Genomic DNA, 14,557 nt, shown 5'->3' with positions numbered 1-14,557 from the left:
CTCCGCGGAATTATTGGCCCCCCGATTCCGTCACTATAGAAGCCGCCGATCGCGCCGAAGACACGGGGCGCCGACTGACCGAGGATTGAGTCTTGACTGACCAGCTGCGACTGATGGCCGTTCACGCGCACCCCGACGACGAGTCGAGCAAAGGCGCGGCCACCATGGCGAAGTACGTGTCCGAGGGGGTGGACGTGCTAGTGGTGACCTGCACCGGCGGAGAGCGTGGGTCCATCCTCAATCCCAAGCTGCAGGGCGACAAGTACATCGAGGAGCACATCCACGAGGTACGCAAGAAGGAGATGGACGAGGCCCGGGAGATCCTCGGCGTCGAGCAGGAGTGGCTCGGCTTCGTCGACTCCGGCCTGCCCGAAGGCGACCCGTTGCCGCCGCTGCCCGAGGGCTGCTTCGCCCTCGAGGACGTCGACAAGGCGGCCGGCGAACTGGTGAAGAAGATCCGGTCCTTCCGCCCGCAGGTGATCACCACCTACGACGAGAACGGCGGCTACCCGCACCCCGACCACATCATGACCCACAAGATCTCCATGGTGGCGTTCGAGGGCGCGGCGGACGCCGAGAAGTACCCCGAGAGCGAGTACGGGCCCGCCTACCAGCCGCTGAAGCTCTACTACAACCAGGGCTTCAACCGCCCGCGCACCGAGGCCCTGCACCAGGCGATGCTCGACCGCGGCCTGGAGTCGCCGTACGGGGAGTGGCTCAAGCGCTGGAAGGAGTTCGAGCGCACGGAGCGCACCCTGACCACGCACATCCCCTGCGCGGACTTCTTCGAGATCCGCGACAAGGCGCTGATCGCCCACGCCACGCAGATCGACCCCGACGGCGGCTGGTTCAAGGTCCCGCTGGAACTCCAGAAGGAGGTCTGGCCGACGGAGGAGTACGAGCTGGCGAAGTCTCTCGTCGACACCTCCCTCCCCGAGGACGACCTCTTCGCGGGCATCCGGGACAATGCCTGACATGAGCGCAAGCGTGAGCCTGGCAGTGACGCACCTCGTCCCCCTCGCCAAGGAGGTCGACGAGAACAAGGTCACCCCCGGCGTCCTCGGCTTCATCGTGTTCGCGGTGATGGCCCTGGCGGTATGGGGCCTGATGAAGTCGATGAGCAAGCACATGCAGAAGGTCGACTTCAAGGAGACGGATGCCTCCGGCGAGGAGGCCGGCAGGGCCGAGGCCGTCGGTGGGCCGAAGCCGCGGCGGAGCTGAGACGGAGCCGAATCGGGGCTGAACCGTCGCGAGCGGCCGGTCCGGCATCGCCGGACCGGCATGCCGTGACGCTTGCCGCCGTGGCCGGCAGCCCTCGCGGCGGGCTTGTCATGAGCGGTGACCGCGGCGCGGGGCGGCGCCGTGCCGCCCCGTCCGCTCACTGTGCCGCCGGTACCGCCACCCCCATCACCTCGCGGGCGTGGCGGTCCGGTGTCATGCGCAGCCGCCACGCCTGCCAGCCCGCCTCGAGCTGGACGCCCCGCTCCAGCAGCAGGGCGTACGCCGAGGTGTAGTCGGCCAGTTTCTCGTCGCGCAGCGGATGCGCGGCGCGGGCCAGCTCGGCCAGTTCCTCCTGGGCGACCGCCGTGCCCACCTCCACCCCGCCCGGCGCCGCGTACGGCAGCAGGGTGCAGCGCAGGAAACGGGCCCAGTCCTCGCCGCGCCGGTCGTCGTAGGACGTGAACAGGGCGAGAGCCTCGTCGCACAGGGCCAGCGCCTGCTGGGTACGGGCGTTGCCCGCGTCGACCACGGCCAGCTCCAGGCAGGTCCACGCCTCGCCGTGGGCGACGCCGATGCGCTGGAAGTCGGCGCGGGCGTCGACGAGCAGCTGGCGGGCGAAGCCGGAGTTGCGCAGCGACCCGGTCTGCGCGGCCCGCTGGTCCCGGGTGACCCGGGCCGAGTGGTGCCGGGCGCAGGCCAGGCCGTAGACGTCCCGCATCCGGGAGAACATCGTGCGGGACCGCTCCAGGTCGCGCACCGCCTGATCCAGCTCCCCGTCCTCCTCCAGCGCCTGCCCCAGGTAGTACAGCGTCCACGCCTCGCCGCGCGCGTCCTCGTTCTCCCGGTGCCGGGCGGCGGCCTGCCTGAGCGCGTCCACGGCGGCCGGGGCGTCGCCGTCCACCAGGCGGGCCCGGGCCAGCTGGGTCAGCGCCCAGGCCTCCCCGCGGGCGTCGTGCGTCCGGCCGTACCGTTCCAGGGCGGCCCGCAGCTCCGTCTCCGCGCGCGGGACGTCTCCCATGCGCAGGGCCAGCTGACCGAGCTGGAAGTGGGCCCAGGCCTCGCCGTGCACCGAGCCGCCCTCATGGTGCAGGAGCAGGGAGCGGGTGAGCAGGTCGAGGGCCTCCGACAGGCGGGCCCGGTCGCGCTGGACCGCCGCGAGAGCGTGCATCGTCCACGCCCGGTCCGTCGCCAGCTCCGGCGCCGCCTGCAGATCCAGTGCCTCCTGGAGCTTGGCCGCCGCCTCGGTGAGGTTGCCCTGGTGGTGCAGGGTGATCCCCAGGGAGGTCAGGGCGCGGGCGGCACCCGCGTCATGGTGGGCCTCCCGGTACAGGTCGACGACCGAGGTCAGTGTGGTGCGCGCCTTGTCCAGCTCGCCCAGCTGCCGGGCCGCGATACCGGTGCGCCACTGCACCGAGCGCACCAGCAGCCCCTGGTCCACGGCCTGCGCCAGCTCGCTGATCTCGCCGAGCCGGTACAGGTCGCCGCGCAGCAGGCAGTAGTCGCACAGCGCGCCGAGCAGGTTCTGCACGGCCGCCTGGTTCACGCCCTCGGCGTGGCGCAGGGCCGCCGTGATGAAGCTGGACTCGTCGTCCAGCCAGCGCAGCGCCTCGTCGAGGGAGGTGAAGCCGTGGGAGCCGAACTGGTTCGAGCGGGTGGACATGTTGCCGTCCACCAGGCGCAGCACCGAGTCGGCCAGCTCCGCGTAGTTCACGATCAGCCGTTCCTGTGCCGCCGCGCGCTCGGCCGGGTCCTCCTCGTCCGCCAGCCGGGCCTGGGCGAAGGCGCGCACGAGGTCGTGCAGCCGGTACCGGCTGCCGCGTACGTGGTCGATCAGTCCGGCCCGGGCGAGCGCCACCAGGTGCCGGGTGGCCTCGGCCTCGTCGGTGGCGAGCAGGGCGGCGGCGGCCGCCGCGCCGAGCGAGGCACGGCCCGCGAGGGCGAGCCTTCTCAGCAGCCGGCGGGCGGGCTCCGGCTGGTCGGTGTAGCGCAGCCACAGCGCACGTTCCACCGGTTCCACCGGGCCGTAGGCGCCCAGGTCCGTGGCCAGCTGCCGCGGTGAACGCGGGCCGAGCGCGGAGCCCGCGATCCGCAGCGCCAGCGGCAGACCCCCGCACAACGCGCGGACCTCGTCGGCGGACTCGGCGTCGTAGGGGCTCGACGCGTCCTCGGCTGCCGCGGTCAGCAGCTCCTCGGCGCCCGGCGCGTCCAGCGGTTCCACCGGCAGGTGGTGCACCCAGGCCGGCAGGTCCGCCGGCAGGTCCAGAGCCGCACGGGCGGTGACCAGGACCAGACTGTCGGATCGCTCCGGCACCAGCGCCCGCACCTGCTCCGGGTCCGAGGCGTCGTCCAGCACGATCGTCACCGGCAGGCCCGTCAGATGCTGGTGATACAGCTCGCCGAGCCGCTTGACCTGCTGGTCGGGGGAGGAGCGCTCCCGGAACAGCAACTGCTCGCGGGGCGCGCCCAGCCGGTTGAGCAGGTGCAGCAGGGCGTCCCGGGTGGCCAGCGGAGCCTCCTCCCGGCTGCCGCCGCGCAGATCGACGACCACCGCGCCCCGGAAGTGGTCCCGCAGATCGTGCGCCGCGCGCACCGCGAGTGCCGTCCGGCCCGAGCCGGGTTCGCCGTGCAGGACGACCACCGTCGGCCGGGTCTCGGTGGCCGCCCGGGCCGCCTGCGCCCACTGCCTGATCCGCCCCAGCTCCTGCCGTCGCCCGGCGAACGGGCCGTCCGGTTCGGGCAGTTGCCCGAAGGACTGCTCCAGCACCGTGCGCCGGCGGGCCGCCGCGCTCTTGTCCGCGCCGCGCAGTGCCGGGCCGCCCGTCTTCTTCGGGCCGGTGGAGGCGCTGAGCATCCGCTGCTGGTCGAGGAAGGGGCGGATGCCCCGTACCTCCAGCGCGGTCAGCCACTGCAGCCGCAGCTGCTCCGGTCCGCCGGGTTGGCCGGCCTCGCCCGCGCGGTGATGAGCGGCCGGGAGGTGCGAACCGGCCACCTTCACCACCGTGGCCGCGGCGCCGACCACGCCCGCGACGACACCGGCGCCGACTGCCGTACCGGTGCCGGTCCCCAGGGACAGGTCGGCCACGGCTGCGGCGAGCGCGGCCACGGTCGCCGTCAGCAGCGCTGTCCCGGCGCCTTCGCGGGCGTAGCGCTGGCCGAAGGTCAGCCGGCCGGCGTCGGCCTCGTCCAGTGCGCGCGTGTAGGCCTCGTACTCCTCGCCGGCCGAGCGTGCCATCGTGTCCAGCGCGCCGCGCGTGCGCGACAGCAGCAGCTGTCCGTCGATCCGTCCGCCCGAGCGCCGTACCTCCTCCTCGACGGCCCGCGCCACCAGCCGCTCGGCCTCCGCCCGATGGTTGTCCCGCATGTCCCGTCCCCCTCCGGCGGCAACTCCCTTGCCTACGAGTGTCCTTCGGGGAGGCCGGGAGCGCGAGGGGTGGTGATCGAGAGGTGATGAACAGGGTGGACCGGGTTTGCCGACAACTTCTCCGCGTCCGTGTGCGTTTGGAGGAGGGCGGCCGCCTCTGTTCAGCGGGTCGTCCTGGACAGCGCGAGGGCCACACACGACGCCGCCAGCGCCCCCTCCGCCACCGCGCACAACAGGGCCTGGGCCAGGGCGCTGCCCGCCTGGGCGGTCGTTATGTCGAACCAGGCGTCCAGTACGGCGACGGCCGCCGTGGCGGAGGCCGTGAGGGAGGCTCGGGGGTCGCCGCGCAGGCCGAGCAGCGCGGTCGTGGCGCAGCCCGCCGCCATGAGGACGTCCAGGCCGATCCAGGCCAGGCGCCAGTTGTCCACCTGGGTGCTGCCCGGCAGCGTCACCGCCAGGACCACCGTCCACGGCACCAGCACAACCGCCGCCGCCCCCAGCACCCGCAGTGTCCACTTCTGCAGTGTCCACTTCCTCATCCCCGCCCCCTCCGGCTCGCTCCGTGCCCCACCGTCTTGCTGTGTGCCTCCACCGTAGACCGCAGAGAAAGTTCTGCAAAGAAATCTCGGCAGATGTCGGGGACGTCTCAGGGTCCTCAGGGTTACCGTGGCGGCATGACCGACGGCCTGCCCGAGATGACCAGCCTTGAGCGCACCGCTCTCTACAAGTCCCTGGGCAACCCCCTGCGCCGCCGGATCCTCGAATACCTCGGCCGGCACGGCGAGGCGAACTCCACCGTCCTCGCCCGCGAACTCGGCGAAAGCTCCGGCACCACCAGCTACCACCTGCGCAAACTCGCCGAGCAGCGGCTCATCGAGGAGATCCCGGAGAAGTCCGGCGGCCGCGAACGCTGGTGGCGGGCGTTGCCGTTCCGGCACACCACGCCCGACCCGGCCACGATGACCTCCGAGGAGTACGCGGCCGCGGCCCAGCTCGCCCACCTCAAGATCGAGTTCGACACCGCGCTGTACCGCCGGGCCCACGAGGAGTACCGAGGCCCCGAGGGCTGGGCCCAGGTCCAGCGCCACGGCACCTGGCTGACCAGGGAGGAACTGCTCGCCTTCATGCGGGACTACCACGCCCTGCTGGAGCGCTACGGCCACCCGCGCGAGGAGGCGCCGCAGGAGGCGCGCCCGGTGCTGATGCGTTTCTACGCGGTGCCGGAGGCCGTGGGAGAGTGGAACGGTGAACCGACTGGCCCATGAGACGTCCCCGTATCTGCTCCAGCACGCCGACAACCCCGTCGACTGGTGGCCCTGGTCGGCCGAGGCCTTCGAAGAGGCCCGCAGGACCAACAAACCCGTGCTGCTGAGCGTCGGGTACAGCAGCTGCCACTGGTGTCACGTCATGGCGCACGAGTCCTTCGAGGACCAGGCCACCGCCGACTACCTCAACGAGCACTTCGTCAGCGTCAAGGTCGACCGCGAGGAGCGCCCCGACGTCGACGCCGTCTACATGGAGGCCGTCCAGGCGGCCACCGGCCAGGGCGGCTGGCCGATGACCGTGTTCCTCACCCCGGACGCCGAGCCGTTCTACTTCGGCACCTACTTCCCGCCCGCCCCCCGGCACGGCATGCCCTCCTTCCGGCAGGTGCTGGAGGGCGTCGAGCAGGCCTGGAGCACTCGGTACGACGAGGTCAGCGAGGTCGCCGGGAAGATCGTGCGCGATCTCGCCCAGCGGGAGATCAGCCACCAGGGCGCCCGGCCGCCCGGCGAGCAGGAACTGGCCCAGGGCCTGCTCGGGCTCACCCGCGAGTACGACCCGCAGCGCGGCGGCTTCGGCGGCGCGCCCAAGTTCCCGCCGTCCATGGTCCTGGAGTTCCTGCTGCGCCACCACGCCCGCACCGGCGCCGAGGGCGCCCTGCAGATGGCCCAGGACACCTGCGAGCGCATGGCCCGAGGCGGCCTCTACGACCAGCTCGGCGGCGGCTTCGCCCGCTACTCCGTCGACCGGGACTGGATCGTGCCGCATTTTGAGAAAATGCTTTATGATAATGCCCTTTTGTGCCGGGTGTACGCCCATCTCTGGCGGGCCACCGGCTCCGACCTCGCCCGGCGGGTCGCACTGGAGACCGCCGACTTCCTGGTGCGCGAACTGCGCACGAACGAGGGCGGGTTCGCCTCGGCGCTCGACGCCGACAGCGACGACGGCTCGGGCCGGTACGTCGAGGGGGCGTACTACGTCTGGACGCCCGAGCAACTGGTCGGCGTCCTCGGCGAGGACGACGGCAAGCTCGCCGCGCAGTACTTCGGGGTGACCGACGAGGGCACCTTCGAGCACGGTCAGTCCGTGCTGCAACTCCCGCAGACCGAGGGCGTCTTCGACTCCGAGAGGATCGCCTCGGTCAGGAGCCGGCTGCTGCGGGAGCGGGCCGGGCGTCCCGCCCCCGGCCGGGACGACAAGGTCGTCGCCGCCTGGAACGGCCTCGCGATCGCCGCGCTCGCCGAGACCGGCGCCTACTTCGACCGGCCCGACCTGACCGAGGCCGCCCTCGGCGCCGCCGACCTCCTCGTCCGCGTGCACCTGGACGAACACGCCCGCCTCGCCCGGACCAGCAGGGACGGCCGGGTAGGGCCCAACGCGGGCGTCCTGGAGGACTACGCCGACGTCGCCGAAGGCTTCCTCGCGCTCGCCTCCGTGACCGGCGAGGGCGTCTGGCTCGACTTCGCCGGACTGCTCCTCGGGCATGTGCTGGACCGCTTCGCCGACCCGGAGACCGGTGCCCTGTACGACACCGCCTCCGACGCCGAACGGCTCATCCGCAGGCCTCAGGACCCCACCGACAACGCCACCCCCTCCGGCTGGACCGCCGCGGCCGGCGCGTTGCTGAGCTATGCGGCGCACACCGGGTCCGAGCCGCACCGGACCGCCGCCGAGCGGGCGCTGGGTGTCGTCAAGACGCTCGGGCCGCGCGTGCCACGGTTCATCGGCTGGGGGCTGGCCGTCGCGGAGGCACTGCTCGACGGGCCCAGGGAGGTCGCGATCGTCGGCCCGTCCCTCACCGACGACGCCACAACCGTCCTGCACCGCACGGCACTTCTGGGCACCGCGCCCGGAGCCGTGGTCGCGGTCGGCACTGCGGAGAGTGACGAGTTCCCGCTCCTCGCCGACCGGCCGCTCGTCTCCGGTGAACCGACGGCGTACGTCTGCCGTAATTTCACGTGTGACGCCCCGACGACCGACCCGGAGCGGCTGCGCGCAGCACTGAGCAGCTGAAAGGCGAGGTGGAGCGGGTCTTCGGGCTGCCCGAATTGGGCGGGTCTTCGGATAGATCCCGCTACCCGCACCACCGTTCCGAAACACGCTTTTTATCGGATCAGCCCCCACGCTTCACAGATCCCCCCTAGTCTCTCCACAGCGGCACGGCGGATGTGACTCACCGTCGTGCACACAGGGGGTATTTGGGGATCTGGGGGGATCTTTTTGCTGACGTCTGTCTTCGTTGCTGCTGTCTCATTGGCCCTGTTCTGGATGGCAGCCTTCACCCTGTGGTGGCAGATGCACGCGTGGCGGACGCCCGAAGTGCTCGCCTCCACACGGTTCAGCAGACCGGACGGGGACGAGCACGTCTCGTTCTCCCTGCTCCTGCCGGCCCGGCACGAGCAGGCCGTGCTGGACCACACCATCCAGCGGCTGCTGGAATCCACACACACCGACTTCGAGATCATCGTGATCGTCGGACACGACGACCCCGAGACCACGGCCGTGGCCGAGCAGGCCGCCGCCCGTGACGGGCGCGTCCGGGTCGTCGTCGACACGCACGAGAAGAAGAACAAGCCCAAGGCCATGAACACGGCGCTGCCGCACTGCCGCGGTGACGTCGTCGGGGTCTTCGACGCCGAGGACCAGGTCCACCCGGAGCTGCTCGCCCACGTCGACCACGCGTTCCGGACCACCGGCGCGGACGTCGTCCAGGGCGGCGTCCAGCTCATCAACTTCCACTCCAGCTGGTACAGCCTGCGCAACTGCCTGGAGTACTTCTTCTGGTTCCGCTCCCGGCTCCACCTGCACGCGCAGAAGGGGTTCATCCCGCTCGGCGGCAACACCGTCTTCGTGCGGACCGACGTCCTCAGGGAGGCGGACGGCTGGGACCCCAACTGCCTCGCCGAGGACTGCGACCTGGGCGTGCGCCTGTCCAGCGTGGGCAAGAAGGTCGTCGTCGCCTACGACTCCGACATGGTCACCCGCGAGGAGACCCCGGGCTCGCTGATGTCGCTGCTCAAGCAGCGCACCCGCTGGAACCAGGGCTTCCTGCAGGTGTACCGGAAGAAGGACTGGAAGCAACTGCCCGGACTGCGGCAGCGGTTGCTGGCCCGGTACACGCTGATGACGCCGTTCCTCCAGGCCTTCTCCGGCGTGATCATCCCGCTGAACGCGGCGATCGCGCTCTTCCTCGACGTGCCCGTCGGGATCGCCTTCCTCACGTTCCTGCCCCTGGTCACGGCGGCCGTCACCTTCGTCTTCGAGGTGGTCGGGCTGCACGACTTCGGCAAGCAGTACGCCCTTCGCGTCCGATTCATCCACTACGCGAAGCTCATCGTGGGCGGGCCCTTCTACCAGGTCCTCCTCGCCGGAGCCGCGATCCGCGCCGTGTGGCGCGAGCAACGCGGCCGGAACGACTGGGAACTGACCACGCACGTCGGCGCGCACCTCACCGCGGCCGAGCCGACCCGAGAGGACGTTCCTGCGTGACCTCCACTCTTCCCGCGGTGACCGCAGCGAAGGTCCCCGCGCAACGCCAGCCTGTGCCGGAAGCCGGTTCGACCGGCCGAACACAGCCGCCGGAGCGGCTCCGCTCCTCCCGTCCCGACCTGCTGCTGTGCGGTGTGCTGCTCGCGGCGATCCTCGTCGTCCAGGGCTGGAACATCGCCGCCTACCCGACCCTCAGCGACGACGAGGGCACCTACCTCGCCCAGGCCTGGGCCGTCCAGCAGGGCAAGGGCCTGGCCCACTACACCTACTGGTACGACCACCCGCCGCTCGGCTGGGTCCAGATAGCCCTGCTCAGCTGGATCCCCTCGGCGATCAGCCCCGGCTCGATGACCGTCGGCACCATGCGGATCACCATGCTCGTGATCAGCGCCGTCAGCGCGGTCCTCGTCTACGTCCTCGGCCGCCGGCTCTCCCTGCCGCGCTGGGCCGCCGGCCTCGGCATGGCCCTCTTCGGACTCTCCCCGCTCGCGGTCGTGCTCCAGCGGGAGATCTTCCTCGACAACATCGCCGTGATGTGGCTGCTGCTGGCGTTCTGCCTCGCCGCCTCGCCCAGCCGCCACCTGTGGCACCACTTCGGCGCGGGCCTGGCCGCCGCCGCGGGCGTGCTCACCAAGGAGACGATGCTCGTCGTCCTGCCCGCCCTGTTCGTCACCATGTGGCGGCACAGCCACCGCGACACCCGCAAGTTCGCCCTCACCGGAGCGGTCACCGCCTGCGCCCTCATCGGCTTCTCGTACCCCCTGTTCGCCCTGCTGAAGGGCGAGTTGTTGCCGGGCGACGGACACGTCTCGCTGTGGGACGGCATCACGTACCAGATGTCCCGGCCCGGCTCGGGCTTCATCCTCCAGCCGGGCACCGGCTCGCACGGCGTGCTGCACTCCTGGCTGTACTACGACCGCGTCCTGCCCCTCGGCGGCCTGGCCGGAGCCCTGCTGCTGATCGCCACCTGGCGCTGGTCGGTCACCGCCCGCGCCCTCGCCGGTCCGGCCCTCACGGTCGCCGTCCTGGCCGCCGTCGCCCTGCGGCCGAACGGCTATCTGCCCGCCATGTACGTCATCGGCGCCCTGCCCTTCCTCGCCCTCGTCCTGGCCGGCGGCACCGCCTCCGTCGCGCACGCGGTCCTGCGCCGCCGCCGCTCCGAGGGCGAGCGGCGGTACGTCACCGGCGGCCGGTACGCCCTCGCCGCCACCCTGGCGCTCGCCGCCGGCGCCTACGTCGTGCCGCACTGGTACGACGGTGACCGCACCGCCGTCACCACCGACGCCAACAAGCCCTACCGGCAGGCGTCGCACTGGCTGCGCACCCAGGTCGGGCACCCCGAGAACACCCGGGTCCTCGTGGACGACGCCCTCTGGCTGGACCTCGTCCACGCCGGATACCGGCCCGGGCTCGGCGCGATCTGGTTCTACAAGGCCGACCTCGACCCGGCCGTCACCAAGACCATGCCGCACGGCTGGAAGGACATCGACTACGTCGTCGCCTCGCCGACCGTGCGGCGCGACGCCAAGGACCTGCCCAACGTCAGGGCCGCCATCCGGCACTCCGAGCCGGTCGCCACCTTCGGCGCCGGACCCGACCGCATCGAGATCCGGCGGGTCGGCACTGCCGCCACAGGAGGCACGCGATGAGCAGCCACGAGTCCACCGCGCCCGTCCCCGGCCTCGAGGCGGTCGAGGTCCCCGAGCCCGGTGCCGTCACCATCGTCGTGCCGACCTTCAACGAGTCGGCGAACATCCGGCAGTTGCTGCACCAGATCACCGAGTCGGTGCCCACGCATCTGCCCTGCGAGGTCGTCTTCGTGGACGACTCCACCGACGACACCCCCGAGGTGATCCGCGAGGCCGCGCAGGACTGCCCGTTCCCGGTGGCCGTGCTGCACCGCGAGGAACCCGTCGGCGGGCTCGGCGGAGCCGTGGTCGAGGGCCTGAAGGCCGCGACCTCGGAGTGGATCGTCGTCATGGACGGCGACTGCCAGCATCCGCCGTCCCTGGTACCGGAGCTGGTCGCCACCGGAGAACGCGCGAAAGCCGGGCTCGTCGTCGCCTCCCGGTACATCGAGGGCGGCAGCCGGGCGGGGCTCGCCGGCAGCTACCGCGTGGCCGTCTCGCGCGGCGCGACCTGGCTGACCAAGGCGCTCTTCCCGCGCCGGCTGCACGGCATCAGCGACCCGATGAGCGGCTTCTTCGCCATCCGGCGCAGCGCGGTCACGGCCGACGTGCTCAAGCCGCTCGGCTACAAGATCCTCCTGGAGCTGGCCGTGCGCAGCCGCCCCCGCGAGGTCGCGGAGGTGCCCTTCGTCTTCCAGGACCGCTACGCCGGGGAGTCCAAGTCCACCGCGAAGGAGGGCCTGCGCTTCCTGGGCCATCTGGCCGGGCTGCGCACCGCCTCGCCCGTCGCGCGCATGGTCGGCTTCGGCCTGATCGGCGCGACGGGCTTCGTGCCGAACCTGGCCGGACTGTGGGTGCTGACCGTCCTGGGACTGCACTACGTGCCGGCCGAGATCCTCGCCAACCAACTCGGGGTGGCCTGGAACTTCCTGCTCATCGAGCAGCTGCTGTTCCGCGACCGGCGCGCCCACCGCCGCGGGTGGGACCGGCTCGGCCGGTTCGCACTGCTCGCCAACGCCGACCTGGTGCTGCGCATCCCGCTGATCGCCCTGCTCGTCCACCGGTTCGGGATGGGTGCCCTGCCCGCCACCGCGCTCGCACTCGTCCTGACCTTCGTCCTGCGCTTCGTGGGGACCGAAGCGCTGGTGTACCTCCCGCGTCGCCGCCGCGGGGCCCGTACGACCGCTAGGAGAGCCGTGTGAACATCCGCCGCAGACGGACCGCGCTGGCCGGGGTGGGCGCCCTGACCGCCGGTCTCCTTCTGACCTCGCCGCAGAGCGCCGAGGCCGCCAACCTCGTCAAGAACCCCGGCTTCGAGACCGCCGGTACGGACGACATGCCGTACTGCTGGGAGAAGTCGGGGTGGGGCGACAACGACTTCAGCTTCCAGACCGTGCCGGACGCGCACTCCGGGACCAAGGCCATGAAGGTCACCCTGACCCGGCGGACCGAGGGCGACCGCAAGGCGCTGATCACCGAGTCCGCCGCCTGCGCGCCGGTGGTGAGCGTCGGCAAGCAGTACGACCTCGGGCTCTGGTACAAGACCACGACCCCGGACGCGAACCTCACCCTCTTCCGGCACGACGCCACGGCCGGCTGGCAGTACTGGACCGACCTCAAGACCCTGGACATGGCGACGGCCTGGACGAAGGCCACGGTCCGCACGCCCGAGGTCCCGGCCGGCACCGACCGGATCTCCTGGGGCGTCTCCGTCTACGGCACCGGCTCGGCGACCACCGACGACTACACCATGGACCAGGTCCCGGACGTGGTCCCGCCGGCCCAGTGCACCGGCACGAACGCCCAGTGCGCCGACGGCAGCTGGTCCGTCCTGCCGACGCAGAACCCGGTGCGTTCCATGCACTCCGTCGTCCTCAACAACGGCAAGGTGCTGCTGATCGCGGGCTCCGGCAACAGCGAGGAGAACTTCAACGCGGGCACGTTCACCTCGGCGGTGTACGACCCGGCGAAGGGAACCTACAAGGTCGTCCCGACCCCGAAGGACATGTTCTGCGCGGGCCATGTGCAGCTCCAGGACGGGCGGGTCCTGGTCATGAGCGGCAACAAGGCCTATCCGGTCGTGGGCGGCCACGGCTACGAGGGCTTCAAGGACTCGTACATCTTCGACCCGAAGACCGAGACCTACAGCAAGACCAACGACATGAACGACGGCCACTGGTACCCGTCGGCGACCGAGCTGGGCAACGGCGACGTCATCTCCTTCGGCGGGCTGCGCGAGGACTCCACCGGCTCGGTGACCGCCGAACTCTGGTCGGACAAGGACAAGCAGTGGCAGCCGCTGTGGAAGGTGAACCAGACCTGGTCGTACTGGGGCCTGTACCCGACGATGATCCTGATGCAGGACGGCCGGCTCTTCTACACGGGCAGCCACACCTTCGGCAACAACATCCCCGGCACGGGCTCGGCGGTCTACGACTACGGCGCCAACACGATCACGCAGATCCCCGGCCTGCGGAACAAGGACGAGCGTGACCAGTCGGCCAGCGTGCTGCTGCCCCCGGCACAGGACCAGAAGGTCCTCACCCTCGGCGGCGGCAACATCGACTCCAATCCGGACGCCAACCGGCTCACCGACCTGATCGACCTCAAGCAGGCCAACCCGTCGTACGTGGCCGGACCGCCGATCCCGCAGGGCACGGTCGACCTGGGAGCCGGCAAGGTCGCCCAGACCGGCAACCAGGGCAAGATGTACGTCTCCGCCGTGCTGCTCCCCGACGGCAAGGTGCTGGAGACCGGCGGCGCCCTGCACAACCGCGCCAATCCGGTGTACGAGTCCTCGATCTACGACCCGGCCGGCAACACCTTCGACCCGGTGGCCGCCGACCCCGAGGCACGCGGCTACCACTCCTCGGCGTTCCTGCTGCCCGACGGCCGGGTGATGGCCACGGGTGACAACCCGGGCAACGGCACCTGGAACCACAACGTGTCGATCTACACCCCGCCCTACCTCTACAAGGGCACCCGGCCGACGATCACCTCGGTCATCAACCAGGAGTGGAAGTACGGCGACACCCAGCGGATCACGGTCGACCGGCCGATCGCCAAGGCGGAGCTGATCCGCCCGGCCGCCGTCACCCACTCCTCCGACCCGAACCAGCGCTTCGTCGACCTGCCTCTCTCGGTGAACGGCAACAACGTCGACCTGAACGTGACGAACAACCCCAACATGGCTCCGCCCGGCTGGTACATGCTCTTCGCGGTCGACGCCAACGGGGTGCCGTCGGTGGCCAAGTGGGTCCACCTGACGGGTCCGACGGCCCTGAGCGCCTCCGCCGCCTCCCCGCATGTCCACTCCTTCGCCGACTCCCTGAGCGGCAAGGTCTCCGGGCCCGGCAAGAAGCGCACGTCGCAGAAGGTCAGCCCGACCGTCTCCGGCTGCGACCGCCACTACGGCTCGGTCAACGTGTGCGTGCCGACCGTCTTCCCGCCGAAGGTCAAGGAGACGGGGCGTTGCGCCTGGCTCCAGCGCAACCACTACGGCCGTCTGAAGGTCAACGGTGGGGACGACCCGCTCGGCCTTGACCGGAACAAGGACGGCATCGCCTGCGGAAAGGGAGATGTGACGAGGCGCTAG

At 71.1% G+C, this 14,557-nt stretch carries 10 protein-coding genes; 8 read left to right on the top strand and 2 right to left on the bottom strand.

The features are described 5' to 3' along the window. The first annotated feature begins 92 nt into the window (after nt 1-92). A complete protein-coding gene (gene mca, locus ACZ5CW_RS04075; protein WP_468598142.1) occupies nt 93-974 on the top strand; it encodes a mycothiol conjugate amidase Mca in 882 nt (293 codons plus the stop codon). Next, nucleotides 967-1,221, top strand: a complete 255-nt coding sequence (locus tag ACZ5CW_RS04070) for a hypothetical protein (RefSeq protein ID WP_468598141.1) — start codon at nt 967-969, stop codon at nt 1,219-1,221. The genes mca and ACZ5CW_RS04070 overlap by 8 nt, the downstream gene beginning before the upstream one ends. Nucleotides 1,222-1,378: 157 nt before the next feature. Here the strand turns inward: ACZ5CW_RS04070 and ACZ5CW_RS04065 are convergent, their stop codons facing one another. Together ACZ5CW_RS04065 and ACZ5CW_RS04060 are read right to left on the bottom strand one after the other, a co-directional pair. After that, nucleotides 1,379-4,582 (bottom strand): tetratricopeptide repeat protein, encoded by a 3,204-nt coding sequence (locus ACZ5CW_RS04065; RefSeq protein WP_468598140.1) that lies wholly within the window; start codon nt 4,580-4,582, stop codon nt 1,379-1,381. Nucleotides 4,583-4,743: 161 nt separating this feature from the next. Next, on the bottom strand, nt 4,744-5,121 hold the full coding sequence (locus tag ACZ5CW_RS04060) for a hypothetical protein (RefSeq protein ID WP_468598138.1): 378 nt from the start codon (nt 5,119-5,121) through the stop codon (nt 4,744-4,746). A 135-nt stretch (nt 5,122-5,256) separates the two neighbouring features. On the opposite strand from ACZ5CW_RS04060, the gene ACZ5CW_RS04055 reads away from it, so the two are divergent. The 6 genes from ACZ5CW_RS04055 (at nt 5,257) to ACZ5CW_RS04030 (ending at nt 14,557) form a co-directional block, all read left to right on the top strand. Then, a complete protein-coding gene (locus ACZ5CW_RS04055; protein ID WP_468598136.1) occupies nt 5,257-5,847 on the top strand; it encodes an ArsR/SmtB family transcription factor in 591 nt (196 codons plus the stop codon). Continuing rightward, nucleotides 5,828-7,858 carry a thioredoxin domain-containing protein gene (locus ACZ5CW_RS04050; RefSeq protein ID WP_468598134.1) on the top strand — a complete coding sequence of 677 codons (2,031 nt, stop codon included), beginning with the start codon at nt 5,828-5,830 and terminating at the stop codon, nt 7,856-7,858. Before ACZ5CW_RS04055 ends, ACZ5CW_RS04050 begins: the two co-directional genes overlap by 20 nt. 207 nt (nt 7,859-8,065) lie before the next feature. Beyond that, nucleotides 8,066-9,334: a glycosyltransferase gene (locus ACZ5CW_RS04045; RefSeq protein WP_468598132.1), complete on the top strand. Its 1,269-nt coding sequence runs from the start codon at nt 8,066-8,068 to the stop codon at nt 9,332-9,334. After that, nucleotides 9,331-10,983 carry an ArnT family glycosyltransferase gene (locus ACZ5CW_RS04040; protein ID WP_468598131.1) on the top strand — a complete coding sequence of 551 codons (1,653 nt, stop codon included), beginning with the start codon at nt 9,331-9,333 and terminating at the stop codon, nt 10,981-10,983. The genes ACZ5CW_RS04045 and ACZ5CW_RS04040 overlap by 4 nt, the downstream gene beginning before the upstream one ends. Then, nucleotides 10,980-12,164 carry a glycosyltransferase gene (locus tag ACZ5CW_RS04035; protein ID WP_468598129.1) on the top strand — a complete coding sequence of 395 codons (1,185 nt, stop codon included), beginning with the start codon at nt 10,980-10,982 and terminating at the stop codon, nt 12,162-12,164. The genes ACZ5CW_RS04040 and ACZ5CW_RS04035 overlap by 4 nt, the downstream gene beginning before the upstream one ends. Next, nucleotides 12,161-14,557 (top strand): galactose oxidase-like domain-containing protein, encoded by a 2,397-nt coding sequence (locus ACZ5CW_RS04030; protein ID WP_468598127.1) that lies wholly within the window; start codon nt 12,161-12,163, stop codon nt 14,555-14,557. Before ACZ5CW_RS04035 ends, ACZ5CW_RS04030 begins: the two co-directional genes overlap by 4 nt.

This window comes from Streptomyces sp. NPDC031379 (assembly GCF_055569615.1).
This window is presented reverse-complemented; position numbering and strand designations above follow the sequence as displayed.

Coding starts and splice junctions, on each gene's coding strand:
- ACZ5CW_RS04035 (WP_468598129.1), top strand. CDS start 10,980: ATGAGCAGCCACGAGTCCACCGCGCCCGTCCCCGGCCTCGAGGCGGTC.
- ACZ5CW_RS04070 (WP_468598141.1), top strand. CDS start 967: ATGCCTGACATGAGCGCAAGCGTGAGCCTGGCAGTGACGCACCTCGTC.
- ACZ5CW_RS04055 (WP_468598136.1), top strand. CDS start 5,257: ATGACCGACGGCCTGCCCGAGATGACCAGCCTTGAGCGCACCGCTCTC.
- ACZ5CW_RS04065 (WP_468598140.1), bottom strand. CDS start 4,582: ATGCGGGACAACCATCGGGCGGAGGCCGAGCGGCTGGTGGCGCGGGCC.
- ACZ5CW_RS04060 (WP_468598138.1), bottom strand. CDS start 5,121: ATGAGGAAGTGGACACTGCAGAAGTGGACACTGCGGGTGCTGGGGGCG.